The organism is Modestobacter sp. DSM 44400 (assembly GCF_900107175.1).
Classification (GTDB): Bacteria; Actinomycetota; Actinomycetes; order Mycobacteriales; family Geodermatophilaceae; genus Modestobacter.
On record NZ_FNOZ01000018.1, the window covers coordinates 1 to 19,504 of the forward strand.

Below are 19,504 nucleotides of genomic sequence, written 5' to 3' on the forward strand. Positions count from 1 at the left end.
CCCGGGGCTTTCACGGCAGAGCTGCGTGAGCGGGTGTTGATCAACTGAAAAGTGCTCCTGACCAGCAAGGATGGGACTTGTCGAGAGTCCATCTGTCGCCGATCGAGGAGCATATTCCAGGTGAAGAAGCGTAGCCGGTTCTATCCCCGCGTCCAGGTCGACACGGCCGACGTGCCGGCGGTCGGTCAGGCCGGTGGCGTGCTGCTGACCGACACCGTCGCCGCTGCCGGACTGGACGGCGCGCTCGCGGCGGCGCTCTCGCCGTGGCGCAAACCGCTGGCGATCCACGACCCGGGCAAGGTCGTCCTCGATCTGGCGGTGACTCTGGCGTTGGGCGGGGACTGCCTGGCTGACATCGCCCTGCTGCGCGCCGAGCCTCGGGTCTACGGCCGGGTGGCCTCGGATCCGACGGTCTCCCGCACGATCGACGCCCTGGCCGCCGACGCACCCGCCGCGCTGAAGGCGATCAACACCGCCCGGGCAACCGCGCGAGCGGCGGTGTGGGCACTGGCCGGCGAACACGCTCCCGACCACGCCGTCGATGCCGCTACACCGATGATCGTGGACATCGACGCCACGCTGGTCACCTCCCACTCGGAGAAGGAACAGGCGGCGCCGACGTTCAAGCGTGGGTTCGGGCACCACCCGCTGTGCTCCTTCCTCGACCACGGGGCCGAGGGCAGCGGGGAGCCCCTGGCCGTGCTTCTGCGCGCGGGGAACGCCGGGTCCAACACCGCCGCCGACCACATCACCGTGGCCCGCTCCGCGTTGGCACAGCTGCCCGGACACCGACCAGGCAGCCGTCCCGGCCGCAAGATCCTGATCCGCACCGACGGCGCCGGGGCGAGCCACGCCTTCCTGACTTGGCTGCACGGGCAGCGGTTGTCCTACTCGATCGGCTTCGGGCTGCCGGCCCACACCGCCGAGCTGCTCAAGAAGATCCCCGCCGAGGTGTGGACGCCGGCCTACGACGCGAACGACCAGATCCGCGACGGGGCCTGGGTCGCCGAGCTCACCGGGCTGCTGGACCTGACCGGGTGGCCGCCGGGGATGCGGGTGATCGCCCGCAAGGAACGCCCGCACCCCGGGGCGCAGCTGCGGATCACCGACGCCGACGGGCTGCGGGTCACCGCGTTCGCCACCAACAGCACCCGCGGCCAGCTGCCCGACCTGGAGCTGCGGCACCGCCGCCGGGCCCGGGCTGAGGACCGGATCCGCTGCGCGAAGGACACCGGGCTGACCAACCTGCCGCTGCACGACTTTGACCAGAACCAGATCTGGTGCGCCATCGTCGCGCTGGCCTGCGAGCTCACCGCCTGGATGCAGATGCTCGCCCTGACCGGCACCGACGCCCGACGCTGGGAACCCAAACGGCTGCGGACCAGGCTGTTCACCGTCCCGGCCACCCTGGCCCTCACCGGCCGGCGCCGACTGCTGCACCTGGCCGAGCACCACCCCTGGGCCGCCGTCGTCCACGACGCCGTCGCACGGCTGCGCACCCTGACCGCCGGACCGGTGCCCGCCCCCGGCTGACCGGCGGCCCTTCGTCCAGACGACCCGCACGACCCCGGACCGTGGAAACCGGCGCCCACCCGAGCGACATCGGCCGAACAGTCACACCCCGATGCCAGAATCACACCCCAGCGGCCCACCGAGTCGCATTCCGATGATCACCGGCGGCCGGACGAAAGATTCGGGTTAGGCCGAGCTCAATGGGCTCGCCCCTCCCTGACTAACTGACTGCGTTACGCCGCTCCGGTCTGCCCTGATGCGACCGGGGCGGCGCCGTTGAACTAGTCGAGGGAAGTGGGCGGGTCGTCGGTACCTTCGAGGACCCACAACAAGGTGTGCTCTACGCCCTGGGCGTAGGGGATCGAAACGATCTGATCCTGCGCCCGGCGCCGGTAGATCACGTCGAGGGCTGCTTCCATCTCATCGTCGATGACGTCAGGAGTTGGGTCGAGCGCCTTGCGCTGGTTGATAGGGGAGGGGACGGCCTCACCCATCACCCAGGCCAGTGATGCCGCCATGCCGGTGGTGTGCTGGACAAAGTGAGCGTCGTCGAAGCCTTCGGCCTGCTCCCGGGCAACGGCCTCGGCGCAAAGCTTCAATTCCTTGGCTGAGCGCATCTTGGGACCTCTCCTGAACACCGAATCAACCGTAGCGCTGGCCTGTGACAGTTCCTAAGGCGTGAGCCCGACACCAAGGCCGGTGGAGCGGTCTCGCTGGTTAATTTGCTGCTGCTGGCGGTTCCGTTCCATGGTGCGCTCATATCGGGCCAGGTCCAAGGTCTCCATTTCCTCGGGTACCTGCACCACCTTGGGCTCCTCGACAGTTGGGTCGCCTTCTGGGTAGCGCCGGGCAAGCTCGGATTCTGCCTCCCGGGCGGTGGTCCGCATCTCGGCGGTGCGGTCGAACCACTCGTCACGGTCGACCTGCATCTGGCGCAGGCTCTCGCTGTAGCGCTCCAACTCCTCGGCCTTGGCAACCAGCTTCATCGTGTGGGGACCTGGCTTAGCGCCAGAACGGGCCACCTCTCGCTCGGCTTGGCTGCGAGCCCGCAGAGCGTCTTTGCCTGCCCGGTCGAGTTCGTGGCGAACGTAGGTGGGGGCACTCTGCTGCTCGGTGGTCCACGTCTCGACGGCATGGCGCAACAGCACGTCGGGCAGCGTCGAGACGTCACGGAAGAGGTCGGCGTCCCTGCCGAGTGCTGCGTTGGCGAGCTTCCAATCTGCATAGCGTTCGGGCGCTGAACGACCGTTCGGAGCCCGCCCGATCGGGTCATTGCCACCGATGGCCTTGGTGGTGACGTACTGCTCTCGATACGCCTCGACACGACCAGCACGGCTCTCCCACACCTCCCGGGATGAGGTGCCTTCGGCCGGTACGGCGCCAAGGTGAAGCGTTGCCCACGCCGGGGGCTTCTGAGCTGCTCGACGGCCGAGTTCGGCCGTGCGGTTATCCATCGCCACAGCGAGCCGCCGGGCGTAGGCGCCGACCGAATCGCCAGCCAGAGAATCCCGGCCAAGCGACGGCGGCGCTTGTGTCCGCTCAAGATAGGTCTCCGGGACCAACCCAAGGCGAGCTGCGCCGCTGAGAGTCTCGGGCTCCCAGGCCATGTAGCTGCTGGTAGTGATCCGCCACGTCAAGAGCGCTGCAACGTCGCTCCCGGTCGCAACCTCCCGACCAGCAAGGGTCGATCGCAGAGCGTCGATGGGGTCGGTACCGGCCTGGGCGGTGAGCGTCACGGTGCGCCAGAACGCTGGTGCTGCTGGGTCGTGATCGACCCGGGCCATCAGCTCCGGTCCCAGCACGTCGGCAACGGCCTTGCGCATGGGGGCGTTGTCTTCGTCGAGACGAGCAACTGCCTCGCTCCACACCGGCCCGATGCGAGCAAGCGACTCCGACGCCTCGACGAGCTGGTGCTTCTTGGCCGTGGCTGACAACTCAGCCGAAGACCGCTCCATCACGCCCGACAACAGACCGAGCGCCGTGCGCTCTTCGCCGGCGTCGTGGCTGTGGCCCCCGGCGCCGGGGATCGTCGGCACAACTACCCGGTTCATCTCTCGACCACGGCTGAGGGCCACGTAGAGGGTCTCGGCGCTGAGGGCTTCTGAACCCAAGACGTACGAGGAGTCGACCGTGCGGCCCTGAGCGCCGTGCACGGTCACTGCATAGCCCAGCTCTACCGACTGGCCCACGTACTCCGGTGGGAGGCTCAGGCGGGCCTTGGAGCCCTCACGAGTGACCCACAGCGTTCCGTCGTCTCGGACCTCTTGAACTACCAACCGGTCCCGGTTGCTGATGGGTTCACCGTGCTGGTCGGTGATCTTCCGGTCGTTCTTACGGGCCTCGATGACGTCGCCGGTCGACGCCAGCGAACCGTTGGCCAGCTCGACCGACGCACCGTTACTGACCCGGCCCAGCTCGATCAACTCAGCCCTTGCCCGGGTGGCAAGTGCTGCAGCTTCCTCCGTCGTCGCCGTGACCATGATCGACGTCTTGGCGCCCAAGGTGTCGATCAGCCAGGAGTCATAGACCGCCTCCATGGCCTCATCGAGGCTCTCTACCTCAACAATGCGCCCGGCCCGGTCATAAGTCTCCAAGACGCTTGTGTCGCCCTCACGCAGGCGCAGAGAGGCTGGGCCTTCCCAGGTCGCAGTGAAGCGCTGGACCTCGACAAGCTCGCTGATGGCGCCCTCTCGGCGCAGCGACTCATCCTCGGCCAAGAGGGCCATCACGCCGCCGGCTTCGACTGCAGCTACCTGGTGATGATCGCCGGTGAGGACAACCTTGGCGCCCACGGCCTCGGCTGCCTTCGTCACTGCCGCAATGGCGGCGGTGTCGGCCATCCCCGCCTCGTCGATGATGACCAGGGCGCCGCGGCGAATCTCCATCGCCTTGTCGCCCGGTCGTGGTCGACCACTTTCGATGAACCGCTGAGCTTTGCGCCAGCGGGCGAGGTTGAACGAGTGCTCGATCCCTTCACCCTTGAGCACTCGGGTGGCCGCTTCACTGAGCGCCAACCCGATGACCTGGCCGCCGTACCCGACCTCGTTCCACGCTTTGGCGAGGTGGCCAACGGTGTAGGACTTCCCGGTGCCGGCCGGGCCGATCAGGACTTCAAGCGAACGACCCGACGTCAGGATTGCCCTGAACGCTGCTGCCTGGTCTTCGTAGAGCCCAGCGCTGCCAGCCAGCGCCGCTGCCACCTCGACACTGACCCTCGGTGCGCCCAGCGTTCGGGCCTGACCCACCAAGTAGGACTCACGGGCCAGCTGCTCGACCGACGCATAGACCTCATCGGCCGGGGGAGTGAACGCCGAACGACCATCGGGCGCCGCCATCTCGACCGGGACGTCCCGGTCGATGACACCGATCGGGGTCAAGCGGTCGACGCCAGCCCGCTCGATTGCCTGGTTCGTCAGGTTATCGAGCACCTCCCGGTAGCGCTCGATCGTCATGCCCGTTGGCAGATTCGCTGGCAGCGCCCGGTCAATCTCCCAAGCCAGGTGCGAGCGGCTGTAGCTAGAACGCTGGGCATTGAGCGTGTCGAGGGCCTCGCTTACCGCCCGGCCGCCGTCGAACACCTCGGTGGAGGAGGAATGATCCTCATGCCCTTTACGGCCCTCACCTGCACGGTCCTGCAGCGACTCGTAGACCTCGCCAAGCGACGTCCCACGGCTCTTGTCCAGCTCGTCCGACCACTTCGCCACGACGTCACCTCGGACCTCATGGTGCTCGGACTTGGCCTTGCGGGTCGAGCGCTGAATGCGCCGATGAGCGCCATCACGCTGCTTCTTGGTCGGCGCCACGCCGTTGTCGAGTTCGTATTTACGCTCCCACTCATCAAGGCGAGCTTCGATTGCGGCGCCCCGCTTGGAGAACTGTTCACACACCTCAGCGTCGACGCCGGCCAAGCGTCGAGACCCGTCGGGGTTCTTCTCCCAGCGATAACCAAGGCCGCCGGTGATGGTCAGCTCTTGTGCTCGGCTAGCAAGGGCCGTGAGGAGATGAACGGAGTTGAAAATCATCGTGCCGTCAAGGGCGTGGTACTTGCCACTGTCGTCCCTCGACCGGTTCAACACGAGGGTGTGGAAGTGATCGTGCATGTCGCCTTCACGGCTGGTGTGGTGGCGATAGACCGCACAGGACACGCCCTCGGCCTTGGCGTAGCGCCCGCCTGACCGTCCCCCCACAGACTTGCCGTGGGTGCCTGGGCGTGTGTAGGCCAGCACCTCGTCGATGGTGCCCACCATCACCTCGGAAGCCACCACCATGGCCTGCTCGAAGACATCGCTCGCAGCGCTGTCTCCCACGGCGTCAGCTGCAGCGTGGGCAACTGAGATGGTCTTGTCACTCGTGAAGCAGGTGTCGTAGTAGTTGACGTTGCGCTGGGTCCCCTTGGTCGCTGCGATCCCTACGGCGGTGACCTCCTCCGGGGTCACTCCGGGCACCGCTGCAACCAGGTCGAGAGCCTGAGCTCGGGTGACCCCGGTACGGGGCGAGGCGTTCTCCCTGGCCGCTGCCAGCGCCTCTGGCGCCACCGCCAGCCCGGCTTTGGCCGCTTGGCGTAAGACGACTTCGCCGGGGCTGGCGTAGTTGGCCATCGCACGGCCCAGAGCCTGGCCCGTCGTCGGGTCCTGCAACTTCCCGAACAGCGTGGCTGACACCTGCTCGGTGACTTCGCTACCCACAGTGAGCCCAAGGCGCTCTAGCCCGAGACCCAGCAGAACACCCTCGGGCTCGCCGGCAACGACCGCCTTGGAGTAGTAGCCACGCTCCATCGCCGCCTCTCGGGCCTCGACGACTTCGCGCTTGTAGTAGTCGGGGTCGGCTCCCGCAGCGACGGTGACGGCCCCCATGACCGATGGACGCTACTGCGCTTCAGCCTGGTCCGGTACCGCCCACACCCTCTCCCGTCAGGAAATGCATGAGTCACGAGCTCCTAGTACTGGCACGTCAGCACAGCGTGACCACCTGGAGAACACTCGTAGGGTCCTGAACCACTTCTAGGGTCCCTGGTGCAACCTCATCACCGTGAGTGATGACACGCCGACTACACCAGCTCTCTGACGTCCCTGAGCCGGAGTTCATCGGTTTTTTCAACCGCTTCGCCTACGGGGGTACCTACGGTCCGCTTCTCTCTCCTCTTCGCTACGAAGGGTGAGGGGCCACACGAGGGGCGTCATGACGCAGACCAACCCGGGTCCCAACCAGCTGGACTGGCTGACTCATCACGTCGACCCCTGGTACGCCCTCCTTGAGCAGTACCTAGCCAGCCGCTGGTCGCAGAAGCGGCTTTGGCTCGGCGTCGGCATCCCAGCCGAGGGGCGCCAGCTAGAGCCCGTGTTCAGCGATCCCGAGCGCAACTGCCTTTGGCTCGGACCGCCGAAGTCGCACAAGTCCCACGGCGGGCTCGCACCCCAAGCCATGGCCTGGAACGGCCCCGCCGTGATCCTCAGCGTGAAGAAGGATCTCGCTGAAGCCACCGCCTTGGTCCGTGCTCGCTTCGGTGACCAGATTCAGCACCTCGACCCCACGGGTGGGTCGCTCATCGACGGAGCTGTCGAGGTGCGGTTCTCACCCATTGCCGAAGCAGGCACGTGGGGCGGTGCCCAGAAGGTCGCCGCTGGGCTTGCGGGTTCGGGCACCCGAGACGCCGGCGGCAGCGCCAACCAGAAGTTCTGGGAGTCCCTAGGCGCTGCCTACATGGCTGTCCCGCTCTATGCCGCAAACCTCGACGGCCGTGACATGCGCTTCGTGCTCAGCGTCATCAACGGCGTAGCCGCCGCTCTCGACAGCCTTGAAGCGATCCTCACCAACGCTCCCGAGGACCACGCCACCGACGCCCAAGCAGCCCTCGACAAGTGGAACTCGCTGTCCAACATGGGCGGGAGCATCAAGGACTCGATCGTGGTGACCTCGACCCAGGCCCTCAACATCTACGACCGTCCCGAGACGCTCGCCCGGTCGCTAGACCCCAACTTCAACGCCTACGACTTCATCAGTACTGGCCGGGGCGAGCTGAACATCCTCGCCACGGCCAGCGATGCCGAAGCCGCCCTTGGCGACATGGGGGTCACCAAGAACAGCGGAGTGCCCCTCACCGGCGTCTACCCCACGCTTTACGTCACTGCGTCGACCGGGGACGCCGAAGACGCCCAGGCCATCATGCGAACGATCATTCGCCAGTTTTGGGACGCCTGCCGCCGCCTCGCCGACGAAGACCGAATCGACGGGATCACCGACCGCCGGCCCTTGCTGCTGGTGTGCGACGAACTCACCAACCTCGCCCCCGACCCGGCGTACCCGTCCATGGTCAGCCAGAGCGTCGACCAGGGCCTCGTCATCTCGGCCGCCATCCAAGACCTCGGCCAAGTCGAGAGCCGGTTCGGACGTGACGGCGACACGTTTCTGACGCTGCACAACGAGGTCATGGTCTTGCCCGGCATCAAGAACGAAAAGACCCTCACCACCATCTCGAACATCTTGGGCAAGAAGTGGATCAAGCTCACCACCCACGGCAGTTCGGGTGGAGCCATCGACGCCAGTCAAGGGCCAGGGTGGTCTGTCTCAGAGTCCTGGCACGAGGTTCCCGTCGTACCCATCAACCAGGTGCGTGACGGGCTCCCAGGTCACCCCAACGCCGTGCTGCGCCTTCCCCCCACCGGCTTTGAGTACCTCAACCCGTCTCCGCTCTGGGGCGCTCGTCCTTGGCCCCAGATGATTGTCAGCACCATGGAGTACTTCTTGTGGCGCACCCCGCACGACATCAGCCCAGCCTTCATGCTGCCAATCCCTGAGCTGGACCGAATCAACCCGACAACGGGCGAATACTTCCTGGTTGAGACCCAACCCAACGGCCGACAACTACTCGACCGTTATATGCAGGCCTGTTCTGCTTTCATCGACATTGTCGAAGCTGCCGAGGAGCAGGGCGAAGAACCCCGCGGCCGCTGGGTTCTAAAAGCTGGTGTCCATTACGACGTCGAGGATGATCCCGAGGACGATCCTGAGAAGGAGTCAGCATGACCAACCCCAACGAATTCAACGATTTCTACGGCGGTGGTGGCAATGGCCCCGTCGGGCGGCGTGATTACGTCACCTCCGATGACGTGGTGGACGCTGGTCCCCAGACGATCGACCCGGCCTACGGGTACGCCGGCCTGGTCAAGTTGGCGAACCCAGCTCAACGTTTCGCCGTCTTCGCCATCGACTTCGGTCTCCTCATCGTCGGCCAGCTGATCCTCTTCTCGGCCGTGCTTCCCCGCTTCGCTTACGTCGAGCCGTTCTCGGTGCTCTACGGAACGGCGTTCTTTGCCACGCTGGCCTCGGTGGTCTTTGCCTTTGACTGCCAGGGAGTGAGCTGGGGGGCTTGGATCGTGGGAGTGCGGCCAGTCCACGCCGTCAACGCCAACGGTGTCCACGGCATTGCCCGGGTGTCTCCCTGGAAGCTCGTTGCCCACGACTTATAGGCCGTGTTCGACCTGTTCTTCATCGTTGGTCTCGTCCGCATCTTCACGAGCCGGACGCACCATAACTTCGCCGACCGAAACACCCACGTCGTGTGGGTCCCCTACAACCGCAATGACCCCGCCGAGCTACCGCTCAAGCAGCGGGACTGGCTACTCATGGCCTAAACGAGTTGGGCATTGATGCTCACGCTCGCTAACGTGAAATGGGCATGGATGTAGCAGCCCCATCAACTTCACGGGGCGTCGTGATGACGACTCAGACCGCCAAGGTGCTGCGCCATCTTCTGTCGGTCTCTGATGCTCAACCAGTGAGCGCAATTGCCGGCACCGTGGGGGTTCTTCACAACTCGGTCACTGGCATCATGACCGCCCTGCACCGTGAAGGCTGGGCCAGCTTCGAGATGGAAGATCGAGTAGCTGCACTTCAACAGTGCCGCTTCCAACGTCGCTTATGGTCAATCACTGAGACCGGTCGAATCCAAGCTACCGAGCGCCTGGCCAACCCTCGACCAACGCACCGCAAAACGCCACCAGCAAGCGACCGTGACCTTCTCTGACCACGAAGTAGCGGTTACGCCCGACACAGCGCACACGCCAAACGACCGTGGACCGGCGAGGGAACAGCGCCCGCTGGCTGGCCATGGGCACATGGCGTCCCGTAGACGAGCTGACGCTCGTACGCCCGCTGCGCTGCCTCCTGGGCGGCCATGAACTCCTCGAGGGCGCTCGGTCGATCCTCGGGGTCGAGCGCCCTCAGCAGCGTCGCCAGGTACGCCGCCGGCTGAGCAATGCTGCGAGGTAGGCGCCACCCACGAGACCCGAGGGCATCGGCCAGCGCTCGATCGACGTCACGGGGCGTCCAGCCCGCTTGAGCAAAGCGGTGGAGCGGCGGGGCCAGCCGTTGTGCCGAGACTCCTGACAGCCAGCCCACCCGGCTCCTGGCCGCTTCAGCAAGACGCCTGGTCGTTGGGTCGGGACGCCGGCGCTTCGGGGTGACCTTTTCGTTATGAGCGGGCGGCGGAGCCGCCTTCCTCGTTTCGGTGGTGGTCTGAAGATGAGTAGTCGAGTCGTAAGCAAACGATCTATCTGTAGGAGCGCTGGGTGGGGTGTCACGCTCCACAAGCTGAAGCCGTGTCGGCCGACGTCGCCGGCGTGAGCACAGGGCGAACTCCGCAGCGATACGCCGATGCGCCGAACCCCGCTGCCAGGCCGTGAGGCGCTCGTCCCTCGTCATGATCGAGCGGCCCCGGACCACCTCAACCACGAGGCCCAACTCCTTCAGCACACGGCGAGCCCGCTGGACCGTCGACAGCGACACCCGCAGCAGCGCCACCAGGTTGGCGTTGGTGGGCCGACAGTCCCGCCCGGTACGGAAGTCGGCGTAGTGGGCCATCTCCCGAGCAACAGCCAGCACAGTGTCAGCTTCGATGTGGTGGCCACGGCAGAGGTCCCGGCGTTCTCGCAACGCTCCACGGACCTCGACCTCGATCCAGTCAGTAGCACTCCACCAAGCCAGCGCCCGACTCGTTGAGCCCGCTTCGGCCCGTACTGGGCCGGGCGACGGGTGACCGTGCGGTCGTCCGCGGACGTGCCCGGCGCGCGGCGGTACGAGGACCCGGACGAGGAGGAGTCGTCCTGGAACCCGTTCTCGGGGGCCGACGGGGCGTTCCACGACAACGCCGACGCCCGGGTGACGCTGGTGTCCAGGGGCACGCTCGGCGGCTGGGACCGGCGGCGCTTCCGGGCCAACGTCGTGCTCACCGGCGAGGGGGAGGACGCGCTGGTGGGCAGCCGGGTGACAGTCGGGACGACGGAGCTCGATGTCGTCCGGCGGGTGTCGCGGTGCGTGATGACCACGCGACCGCAGGCGGGCGGGATCGGCCGGGACACCGGCGTGCTGAAGACGATCCACCGGGAGCGCGGCGGAGCGCTGGCGGTGGGGGCGCTGGTCGTGCGGCCGGGCACGGTGACGGTGGGCGATGCGGTGTCGCCGGCCTGACCGGGGAAGATCGACCCGTGCGCACCATCGAGATTCGGTCCGGTGAGGACACCATCCGCCTCGGGCAGCTGCTGAAGCTGGTCGACGCCGTGCCCACGGGCGCGCAGGTGAAGGACGTCCTGGCCGGCGGGGACGTCCTGGTCAACGGGGAGCCGGAGGAGCGCCGGGGCCGACAGCTGCACCGGGGGGACGTTGTGTCGGTGACCGGAATGGAGGACGTGCGGATCGGCTGACGGGGCTTTCGGCCGGTTTTCCAGCCGGGCAGCTCCGGAGCGTTACGCCGCGCCGGCGCGCAGCGAGTCCGCATGTTGGCTACACAGATTGTGTGCAGGACGGTGGTGCATCGGGCAGTGCGTGGATGCCCGGGCGGCGATGGTGCGGAACCCGCCGCCCGGGGAACTAACTCTTCGCGGCTCGTGCTGAGCGACCCGGTCCCGCCGGGCGGGCCCGGCGACTCGATGACTCGAGCCGGCGGACTCCTGTCCGCGGGCGCCGGCGCGCGCTGATGCGCATCACCGTCGGCGAAGACCCCGCATGAGCCCCCACTCCGGGCGCCGTTCGCCCGGCCATCCGTGACCGGTGGCTTGCCAGCGACCACTCTGTCCACAGCTGCCACATCCTCTGGTCAGCCCCGAGTTGGTCCGGTATTCCCGAACATGTGTTCGAGCAGCTGATGGCGATGCGCCCCGACCGGTCATCGGTCGTGGAGCGTGAGCTGCGTCGGCTGTTGAACGACGTCGCCCCGGAGCCGCACGACCAGCGGATCGACGTGGTGACCCCGGAAGGCCGCCGTGGCGCGGGCGGGCCGGTGTTGGCCGTGGCGCTGGATGAGGCGGCCGGCCGGCACGGGGTGGTGGCGCGGGAGCGGGCTCTGGCGGAGCGGGCGGCGCGGATCGATGCCCGGGTTGCGGCGGGTGCGGCGGGTGCGGCGGGTGCGGTGGCCGCCGAGGCCGGCGCCCGGGCCGGGCTGGCCGATCTGCTGGGTGTGCGGCGGCTGGGCGGCACCGCGCTGGGGCACCGGCCGCACCGCGCGCCGGTCGGGGAGCTGCGCGGTCAGCTGCTGGCGCTCACCGACGCCGCCGGACTGCGCCGCGGTCAGGGGCTGCGGCCGCCGGGGGAGTCACCCGGGGGCCGTTCTGAGGGTTCAGCCGGCGCGCTGGGGTAGCACGAGCTCCGCGACGACGGCGCGGTGGTCGCTGCCCGCGATCGGCACTAGCGTCACCGAGGCCACTCCCAGCTGCGGGTCGACCAGCACGTGGTCCAAGGTCAGCCGGGGCTCCGGTGACCGTAGCGGCGTCCACGTCGCCCGCAGGGCCTGGCCGACGGCCCATGCGGCATCCCGGTAGCCGAGGGCCAGCACCCGCCGCAGCGCCCGGTGGTCCAGGGTGGCGTTGAAGTCGCCGGCGAGCACCCGCAGCACCCCGGTCTCCGGCGCCGGCAGCTCCGCCAGGTCCGCCGTCCACCGGGCCACCGACTGCGGGGAGGTCGAGGGCGGGTTGGTGTGCACCGCGGTCACCTCGACGTCGGGCGCCCCGGGCACTCCCAGTCGCGCCGTCGGCTGCTCGAACCGGCCTGCGACCGCACAGCGCTCCAGCATCGGCAGCCGGGACCACAGCGCGCCGCCGGCCGCCGGGGGTGAGCCGTCCCGCGCCGCGATCACGTGCGAGTGCGGCAGGAGGTCACCCAGGCCCGCCGTCCGGAGCGCGATCGTGGCCTCCGGCGTCACCTCCTGCAGCGCGAGGACGTCGACCCGGTGGTCGGTCACCAGGTCCACCACCGCCTGGGGGTCCGCCTGTCCCAGCCGCAGGCTCACCGTGGCCAGACGCAGCCGCCGGGTGCCCGGCTCCCACGTCGTCGGACGCCGACGGGCCCGGCTCAGCACCGCCCCAGTGAGCGTCGCCGCCGCGGCGGCGGACACCGCGGCCGCACCCCACGCCCGGCTGCGGACCGCCACCGCCACCGGCAGGACGCTGGTCGCCGCTGCGTAGGGCGTGAACGCCAGCGCCGGCACCAACGGGAAGCCGCGCTCGATCCCCGTCGCCCGCAGCAGCGCCCAGACGGCCCAGGGGGCGGTGAGCGCGGCAGCGCCCCGACGGCGGCGGAGGACGCGGTGGAGGACCTGGCGCGCAGACATCGCCGTCACGTTATCCGCACCGCCTGTCCCGGCCGGATCCGCGTCGGGTGCACCGTTCACCTGCGTGGGGTAGGACTCGCCGGCGGGGGTCCGTCCTCCGCAGACGACGAGGAGTGGTGTCGGTGGCCGACGTGCACGTGGAGATCGAGCGGAAGTACGACGTCGGAGAAACGTTCGTGCTGCCAGGGCTCGCCGGCGTGCCCGGAGTGACCTCGGTCGACGAACCGGTCGAACACGTCCTGGAGGCCGCCTACTACGACACCGCCGACCTGCGCCTGGGCCGCGCCCGGGTCACCCTCCGCCGGCGCACCGGCGGCACGGACGCCGGCTGGCACGTCAAGCTGCCGGGCGTCGCGGGCGCCCGCCGCGAGCTGCATTCCCCGCTCGGCCGGGCGGCCAGGACGCCGCCCAAGGCCGTGCTGGCCCCCGTGGTCGGCATCGTCCGCTCCGCAGCGCCCACCCAGGTGGCGCTGCTGCGGACCCGCCGCATCGTCACCGAGCTGCGGGACGTCGACGGCCGGGTGCTCGCCGAGGTCGCCAACGACCACGTCACCGGCACGGCCTTCCCCGCCGAGCCCGGTGAGGCGGCCGTCGTCACCTCGTGGCGCGAGGTCGAGGTCGAGCTGGTCAGCGGGGACGACGATCTCCTCGCCGCGGTGGGCGCCGCGCTCGTCGCCGCCGGCGCGGAGCCCAGCCGGTCGCCGTCCAAGCTGACCCGGGTGCTCGGGAACCGGCTCGCCGTCGCAGCACCGGCCGACCCGCCAGCAGCCGCCGCCGTCTCCGGCCAGCCGGAGAAGAAGGGTGGCGGGAAGAAGGCGCGCCGCCGCCGGAAGGAGGCGCTCGCCGCACTGACCGCCGGCGACGTGCTCCGCGCCGCCCTCGTCGCCCAGACCCGTTCCCTGCAGGACGCCGACGTGATGGTCCGCAGCGACCAGCCCGACGGAGTCCACCAGCTCCGGGTCGCCTGCCGCCGGCTGCGCAGCGTGCTGGCTGCCTTCCGGCCCGTCCTCGACCGCGAGTCCGTCGAGCCGGTCCGCGCCGAGCTGCAGTGGATCGGCGCCCAGCTGGCCGGTTCCCGCGACGCGGAGGTCGCGGTTGCCCACCTCCGCGAGCTGGTTGCCGGCCAGCCGCCGGAGCTCGTGCTCGGCCCGGTGGCTGCCCGAATGCAGCAGGAGGACCTCCGCGACGGCCTGGCCGGCGGCGACGCGGCCCGGCGCACGCTGGCCAGCCCCCGCTATCTGTCCGCTCTCGACACTCTCGCCGAGCTGGCCGCCGACCCCCCGCTGACCGAGCGGGCCACCGAGCCCGCCGTCCCGGTCGTCGCCGAGGTGCTCACCCACACCGGCCGACGGCTGCGCCACCTTGTGGAGGCCGCCGACGACGCCGACGACCCGGCCGCGCTGCACGACGTCCGCAAGGCGGCCAAGCGGCTGCGCTACAACGCGGAGGTGGCCGAGCCCGTGCTCGGCGCCCCCGTCACCGGGCTGATCACGACGCTCAAGGAGGCCCAGCAGGTCCTCGGCGACCGGCAGGACACCTTCCTCACCCGCGAGGTGTGCACCCGGCTGGGTTCCCAGGCCTTCACCGCCGGGGAGAACGCGTGGACCTACGGCCGGCTGCACGCCCTCGAGGAGGCCCGGTGCGCGCAGGCGGAGCGGGAGTTCTGGCTCCGCTGGCCGGCCGTCCGCCAGGCGCTCCCGCTGCGCCCGGCGTGAGCGGCCGGCTCCCGGGCCGGCCGCGCGGGTCGTGCGCGTGGCGCTGATCGCCCTGCTCGGCTTCGGCGCCGTGGTGCTGCTGGCCATGCTGCTGCTGCACGGCTACGTCTGGTGGCGGCTGGTCCGGGGCACCACGCTGCCGGGCCGGCTGCGCCGCCGGCTGACCCTGCTCACGGTCGTCCTCGCGCTGTTGCCGACGCTGGCCGTGGGCCTGCGTGGGCAGCTGCCGCTGGCGGCCGGCGCACCGCTGGCCTGGGTCGGGTACAGCTGGCTCGGACTGGCGTTCTACCTGTTCCTCACCACGCTGCTCACCGAGCCCATCCGGTTGATCGCCCGGGTGGCCGAGCGCCGTAGCCGGGCCGCCGAGGCCGGCCCGAGTGGGGCCCGGAGGGTCCCGCGCAGGGACGACGAAGCGGCTCCACTCGACGGGGGACGGCACCTGGTGGCGGTGCGATCCGCCAGGATCGCGATGTCACAGCCCCCTCCCGCCGCCTCTTCCTCGCCCGCACCCTCGCCGTCGGCGCCGGCGCGGTGGCGCTGGGGACGGCAGGCGCCGGTGCGGTGCTCGCCAACTCCGCACCCGTCGTCCGGCGCATCCCGATCCACCTGCCGAACCTGCCAGCGGAGCTCGCCGGGCTGCGCATCGTCACCTTCTCCGACGGGCACCTGTCGGCCACCTACGGAGGCCGGCGGTTCGAGCGGGTGGTCGAGACGGTGAACGCCCAGCGCCCGGACGTCGTGGCCATCGTCGGCGATCTCGTGGACGGCGAGGTCGACGAGCTGCGCGAGGACGTCGCCCCCCTCGCCGACCTCGTCAGCGAGCAGGGCGTCTTCTTCGTGACCGGCAACCACGAGTACTTCGTCGACACCCGCGCCTGGCTGCGGCACCTGCCGACGCTCGGCGTCGACGTGCTGCGCAACGAGCGGGTGCCCATCCGCCGTGGAGGGGCGTCGTTCGACCTCGCCGGCATCGACGACCGCACCGCGGCGCGCTCGGGCGTCCCCGGGCACGGCGCCGACCTCGACGCCGCCCTCGACGGCCGGGACGACGCCGTTCCGGTCGTGCTGCTCGCCCACCAGCCGTTGCAGGTGGAGCAGGCCCGCGCTGCCGGGGTCGACGGGCAGCTGTCCGGGCACACTCATGGCGGCCAGCTGTGGCCCTTCGACTACGCCGTCCGCCTCGACCAGCCGGTCGTGGAGGGCTGGTCGCAGCAGGGGCCCACGCAGCTCTACGTCACCGCCGGCGCCGGGTACTGGGGGCCGCCCATGCGGGTCGGCGCGCGCCCTGAGGTCACCGTCATCGAGCTGCAGCCGGGGAGACCGACCCCGCCGCGCTGACGACCGGCGAGTGCCGCAGGGTCAGGGCGGCGTCCGCTCGTCAGCAGGTTGGCGGCGGCCGTGATCCCCCGCGCATCGCGGACGCCGACGCCGTTGATACAGACTCCACGTGGCCGCGACGTGGCCGCACGGCCGCGGGAGGCGGGCGATGGACTCAGACGTCGGCCTGCGCATGGCGGCGCAGCGCCTCACCGTGCTCCTGGCCGAGCCGCGCTACCGCCGGCTGTGGCAGGTGCGCAGCAGCGTGCGGCGCGCCGAACTGCCCCGCGCCGCCATCGCCGCCGTGCTCGCCGCCCACCTGTTCGAGACGGGCGAGGTCGGGGTCCATCACCGGGCGCGCAGCCTGGAGAACCGGGTCGGCCGCGCGCTGAACGGGCAGCGACTGTCCGACCGGACCCTCGAGCTGTTCATCGCGGCGTTCTTGCTGACCACCGAGCACGCCGAGGAGCTCCGCGCGCTGCGCCGGGGTCGCACCAGCGGTCACCGGCTGGTCGTGGCCACCGCCCTGGCCGCGGACCAGCCGATGCCGCGGCGCACCGCGCGCACCCTGCAGGTCGCCGAGCACCACGAGATCGGCGCCGACCGGGCTCCGCGGATGCACCTGACCCGGCAGCTGCTGGAGGCGGTGGAGGCCACCGACCGCTACCACTACGCCTTCGACACCCCGCACGCAGCCGTGGCGGTGCTGGCCGGCGGCACGCCGACCACCGCCTTCCGGGTGGCCGGCGGCCCGATCCACGTCGTGGAGATCGCGCTGACCGAGCCGCTGCTGCCCGGTCAGACCGTCCACCTCGAGTACCAGACGGTGTTCGCCTACCCCGAGCCGCCGGCGCCGGAGTTTCGCCGCGGCGTCTCCGCCTCTGTCCGGCACGTCGCGCTGACCGTGCGCTTCGACCAGGCGGCGCTGCCGCGTGAGGTGCTGCGGGGCCGGTGGGCCTCGGTCGAGGCGACCGAGCCGGAGGAGACCTTCGCGGTGCAGCTCGTCGCCGGTCAGGCGTCGGTCGAGCTGGTGCCGGACGGCGAGTGCGTCGTCGGCTTCACCTGGCGGTGGTGACGGCGCCCTTCTTCAGCCGGTGAAGGCGGCGGTCTCCGCAAGCCGTTCCGCGGGCACGGTCTTCAGCCGGGCGACGGCGTCGGCCAGTGGCACCAGCCGGATCCGGGTCCCCTGAAGGGCCACCATCTGCCCGGTGTGCCCCTCGTGGGCGGCAATGGTGGCGTGCAATCCGAACCGGGTGGCAAGCACCCGGTCGAAGGACGTCGGCGTTCCTCCGCGCTGCACGTGGCCGAGCACCGTCGTCCGGACCTCCTTGCCGGTCCGCCGCTCCAGCTCGTCGCCCAGCTGCTGCGCCACGCCGGTGAACCGTCGGTGCCCGAACTCGTCCAGCCCGCCGTCGCGCAGCCGCATGCTGCCCGGCTTCGGGGTCGCCCCCTCCGACACCACGACGATGACGTGCGAGTCGCCGCGGTCGAACCGGTTGGTCACCAGCTTGCACACCTCGGTGACGTCGAAGGGCTCCTCCGGGACCAGGGTCAGGTGCGCACCGGACGCCAGCCCCGCGTGCAGCGCGATCCAGCCCGCGTGCCGGCCCATCACCTCCACGAGCAGCACCCGCTGGTGGGACTCCGCGGTCGTGTGCAGTCGGTCGATCATCTCGGTGGCGATGCTGACCGCGGTGTCGAAGCCAAAGGTCAGGTCGGTGCCGTCGATGTCGTTGTCGATGGTTTTCGGCACTCCCACGACCGGCACGCCGGCGCGGGACAGCATCGCGGCGGCGGTCAGCGTCCCTTCCCCGCCGATCGGTACCAGGACGTCGACGGCGTGCGTTGCCAGCACGTCGCGCATCCGGTCGATCCCGTCGTTCAGCTGCTCCGGAGCGACCCGGGCCGAGCCGAGCGTGGTGCCGCCGCGGGTGAGCAGCCCGTCCACCCGCGGGATGGACAGCGGGGTCGACTCGTTCTCCAGCAGGCCACGCCAACCGTTGCGGAAGCCGACCACCTCGCTGCCGTAGCTCAGCTCCGCCGTCCGCACCACCGACCGGATCACCGCGTTCAGGCCCGGGCAGTCGCCGCCGCCGGTGAGGACTCCGATGCGCACGCGGTCTCCTTCGATCGGGTGATGTCGCCAGCGACATCAGACGTTATGACGTCTAGACGTCTCATCGTGCAGTACCTTTCGGGTGTGTCGAGTTCCGAGGCGGGACCCAAGTACCTCGCCGTGCGCGAGGCGCTCCGCCGCCGCGCCTCGGCACTTCCCGAGCACACCCTCCTCCCACCCGAGCCCGTGCTCTGCGCCGAGTACGGCGTCAGCCGGATCACCCTCCGCCGCGCGGTCGACGGCCTGGTCGCCGACGGGCACCTGATCCGCGAGCAGGGGCGCGGCACCTTCGTCAGTCGTCCGGGCATCCGGCACGAGTACCGCGAGAGCTTCGTCCACCGGATCGCCGGCTTCCACTCGGTGATGACCGAGCAGGGCGCCCAGGTAGGCACCATTGTCCTGGAGCAGCGCATCGTCCCGGCGGCTCCGGCGATCGCCACAGAACTGGGCGTGGGCACCGCCGAGGACGTCATCGAGCTCATCCGGTTGCGTAGCGTCGACGGCCTCCCCAACCACGTCGTCCGCAGCTTCCTGCCGGCCGGGACCTACCCCAAGGCGGCCACCGAGGACTTCGGCCACGGCTCGCTCTACGAGTTCCTCCGCCGCGAGTACCAGGCCGACCTGGCGCACGCCCGCATCGTCGTCGACGTCGGGACGGCGGCGGCCGACGAGGCCGACGCGCTGCAGGTCGTCGCCGGCTCTCCGCTGCTGGTGGTGCGCACCACCGTCCGCGACAGCTCCGGGCACCCGCTGGTGCACTCTTTCTCCAGGCTCCGCCCCGACGTCAGCCAGGTCGAGTTCGAGGTGTCGGTCGGCGGTCGCTGACGTCCCTCCAGTCCCTCGCCTCCGACGTCGGCCAGGTCGAGTTCGAGGTGTCCGTGGGGGTCGCTGACCCGCCTTCCGGGGTAGGGGAGCCGCATGACGGTCAGCTACTTCGCCCTGTACCAGACCCCGGACGACCCGGCGGACTTCGAGGAGAAGTACTTCGGCACGCACGTCCCGCTGGTGGAGAAGACCCCCGGCCTGGTCGAGAACCGGGTCCACCGGGTGATCCGGCAGTTCGTCGGGAAGCCTGCCTACCACCTGATCGCCGAGCTGGTCTTCACCTCGCCCGAGGCGATGAAGGCGGCCTTCGCCTCGCCGGAGTGGGCCGCCAGCGGCGAGAACCTGCAGCAGTGGGGTGGCATGGAGCTGGTCACCATGTTCTCCGCCGAGCCGCACGGCCCGGGACCGACCCCCGGCTGA

At 69.9% G+C, this 19,504-nt stretch carries 18 protein-coding genes; 14 read left to right on the plus strand and 4 right to left on the minus strand.

Annotated elements, in window-relative coordinates:
* Window positions 1-120: 120 nt before the first annotated feature.
* Window positions 121-1,533: an IS1380 family transposase gene (locus BLW04_RS12675; protein WP_091541376.1), complete on the plus strand. Its 1,413-nt coding sequence runs from the start codon at window positions 121-123 to the stop codon at window positions 1,531-1,533.
* Between the two features lie 260 nt (window positions 1,534-1,793).
* On the opposite strand, the gene BLW04_RS12680 is transcribed toward BLW04_RS12675, so the two are convergent.
* Together BLW04_RS12680 and mobF are read right to left on the minus strand one after the other, a co-directional pair.
* Window positions 1,794-2,129 carry a hypothetical protein gene (locus tag BLW04_RS12680; RefSeq protein ID WP_091541379.1) on the minus strand — a complete coding sequence of 112 codons (336 nt, stop codon included), beginning with the start codon at window positions 2,127-2,129 and terminating at the stop codon, window positions 1,794-1,796.
* A gap of 54 nt (window positions 2,130-2,183) precedes the next feature.
* Window positions 2,184-6,365, minus strand: a complete 4,182-nt coding sequence (gene mobF, locus BLW04_RS12685; RefSeq protein ID WP_091541383.1) for a MobF family relaxase — start codon at window positions 6,363-6,365, stop codon at window positions 2,184-2,186.
* Between the two features lie 325 nt (window positions 6,366-6,690).
* Here mobF and BLW04_RS12690 point away from each other — a divergent pair, with 325 nt between their 5' ends.
* The 7 genes from BLW04_RS12690 to BLW04_RS26715 all read left to right on the plus strand — a co-directional run bounded on the left by BLW04_RS12690 (window position 6,691) and on the right by BLW04_RS26715 (window position 12,142).
* The gene (locus BLW04_RS12690) at window positions 6,691-8,535 is read left to right on the plus strand and encodes a type IV secretory system conjugative DNA transfer family protein (protein ID WP_091541386.1); all 1,845 of its coding nucleotides are present in this window, start codon (window positions 6,691-6,693) and stop codon (window positions 8,533-8,535) included.
* Window positions 8,532-8,978 (plus strand): hypothetical protein, encoded by a 447-nt coding sequence (locus BLW04_RS12695; protein ID WP_091541388.1) that lies wholly within the window; start codon window positions 8,532-8,534, stop codon window positions 8,976-8,978. The genes BLW04_RS12690 and BLW04_RS12695 overlap by 4 nt, the downstream gene beginning before the upstream one ends.
* Before the next feature lie 3 nt (window positions 8,979-8,981).
* Window positions 8,982-9,143, plus strand: a complete 162-nt coding sequence (locus tag BLW04_RS26710; protein ID WP_175484031.1) for a hypothetical protein — start codon at window positions 8,982-8,984, stop codon at window positions 9,141-9,143.
* A gap of 83 nt (window positions 9,144-9,226) precedes the next feature.
* Window positions 9,227-9,535: a hypothetical protein gene (locus tag BLW04_RS25890; protein ID WP_139306834.1), complete on the plus strand. Its 309-nt coding sequence runs from the start codon at window positions 9,227-9,229 to the stop codon at window positions 9,533-9,535.
* Between the two features lie 1,013 nt (window positions 9,536-10,548).
* Window positions 10,549-10,977 carry an MOSC domain-containing protein gene (locus BLW04_RS12700; protein WP_254781456.1) on the plus strand — a complete coding sequence of 143 codons (429 nt, stop codon included), beginning with the start codon at window positions 10,549-10,551 and terminating at the stop codon, window positions 10,975-10,977.
* A 17-nt stretch (window positions 10,978-10,994) separates the two neighbouring features.
* Entirely contained in the window at window positions 10,995-11,210 is a 216-nt protein-coding gene (locus BLW04_RS12705) for an RNA-binding S4 domain-containing protein (protein WP_091541395.1), read from the plus strand.
* A gap of 425 nt (window positions 11,211-11,635) precedes the next feature.
* Window positions 11,636-12,142, plus strand: coding sequence for a hypothetical protein (locus tag BLW04_RS26715; RefSeq protein ID WP_091541398.1), 507 nt, complete (start codon window positions 11,636-11,638; stop codon window positions 12,140-12,142).
* Here the strand turns inward: BLW04_RS26715 and BLW04_RS12715 are convergent.
* On the minus strand, window positions 12,122-13,111 hold the full coding sequence (locus BLW04_RS12715; protein ID WP_091541576.1) for an endonuclease/exonuclease/phosphatase family protein: 990 nt from the start codon (window positions 13,109-13,111) through the stop codon (window positions 12,122-12,124). The two genes, BLW04_RS26715 and BLW04_RS12715, sit on opposite strands and share 21 nt — an antisense overlap.
* Before the next feature lie 122 nt (window positions 13,112-13,233).
* On the opposite strand from BLW04_RS12715, the gene BLW04_RS12720 reads away from it, so the two are divergent.
* The 4 genes from BLW04_RS12720 to BLW04_RS12730 all read left to right on the plus strand — a co-directional run bounded on the left by BLW04_RS12720 (window position 13,234) and on the right by BLW04_RS12730 (window position 17,218).
* The gene (locus tag BLW04_RS12720) at window positions 13,234-14,826 is read left to right on the plus strand and encodes a CYTH and CHAD domain-containing protein (protein WP_091541578.1); all 1,593 of its coding nucleotides are present in this window, start codon (window positions 13,234-13,236) and stop codon (window positions 14,824-14,826) included.
* A 37-nt stretch (window positions 14,827-14,863) separates the two neighbouring features.
* Complete coding sequence (locus tag BLW04_RS28400; RefSeq protein WP_254781458.1) at window positions 14,864-15,544, plus strand: hypothetical protein; 681 nt, start codon at window positions 14,864-14,866, stop codon at window positions 15,542-15,544.
* On the plus strand, window positions 15,493-16,164 hold the full coding sequence (locus BLW04_RS28405; RefSeq protein ID WP_254781472.1) for a metallophosphoesterase: 672 nt from the start codon (window positions 15,493-15,495) through the stop codon (window positions 16,162-16,164). Before BLW04_RS28400 ends, BLW04_RS28405 begins: the two co-directional genes overlap by 52 nt.
* A 148-nt stretch (window positions 16,165-16,312) precedes the next feature.
* A complete protein-coding gene (locus BLW04_RS12730) occupies window positions 16,313-17,218 on the plus strand; it encodes a hypothetical protein (RefSeq protein WP_091541402.1) in 906 nt (301 codons plus the stop codon).
* A gap of 12 nt (window positions 17,219-17,230) precedes the next feature.
* On the opposite strand, the gene BLW04_RS12735 is transcribed toward BLW04_RS12730, so the two are convergent.
* Window positions 17,231-18,259, minus strand: a complete 1,029-nt coding sequence (locus tag BLW04_RS12735; RefSeq protein WP_091541406.1) for an ATP-dependent 6-phosphofructokinase — start codon at window positions 18,257-18,259, stop codon at window positions 17,231-17,233.
* A gap of 84 nt (window positions 18,260-18,343) precedes the next feature.
* Between BLW04_RS12735 and BLW04_RS12740 the strand changes: the two genes are divergently transcribed.
* A complete protein-coding gene (locus tag BLW04_RS12740; protein WP_254781460.1) occupies window positions 18,344-19,084 on the plus strand; it encodes a GntR family transcriptional regulator in 741 nt (246 codons plus the stop codon).
* A gap of 93 nt (window positions 19,085-19,177) precedes the next feature.
* Window positions 19,178-19,504, plus strand: a complete 327-nt coding sequence (locus BLW04_RS12745; protein WP_091541413.1) for an EthD family reductase — start codon at window positions 19,178-19,180, stop codon at window positions 19,502-19,504.

Bases quoted from the DNA above. Each gene is read 5' to 3' on its own strand.
- BLW04_RS12680 (WP_091541379.1), bottom strand. From the start codon at position 2,129: ATGCGCTCAGCCAAGGAATTGAAGCTTTGCGCCGAGGCCGTTGCCCGG.
- mobF (WP_091541383.1), bottom strand. From the start codon at position 6,365: ATGGGGGCCGTCACCGTCGCTGCGGGAGCCGACCCCGACTACTACAAG.
- BLW04_RS12690 (WP_091541386.1), top strand. From the start codon at position 6,691: ATGACGCAGACCAACCCGGGTCCCAACCAGCTGGACTGGCTGACTCAT.
- BLW04_RS12695 (WP_091541388.1), top strand. From the start codon at position 8,532: ATGACCAACCCCAACGAATTCAACGATTTCTACGGCGGTGGTGGCAAT.
- BLW04_RS25890 (WP_139306834.1), top strand. From the start codon at position 9,227: ATGACGACTCAGACCGCCAAGGTGCTGCGCCATCTTCTGTCGGTCTCT.
- BLW04_RS12715 (WP_091541576.1), bottom strand. From the start codon at position 13,111: ATGTCTGCGCGCCAGGTCCTCCACCGCGTCCTCCGCCGCCGTCGGGGC.
- BLW04_RS12730 (WP_091541402.1), top strand. From the start codon at position 16,313: ATGGACTCAGACGTCGGCCTGCGCATGGCGGCGCAGCGCCTCACCGTG.
- BLW04_RS12745 (WP_091541413.1), top strand. From the start codon at position 19,178: ATGACGGTCAGCTACTTCGCCCTGTACCAGACCCCGGACGACCCGGCG.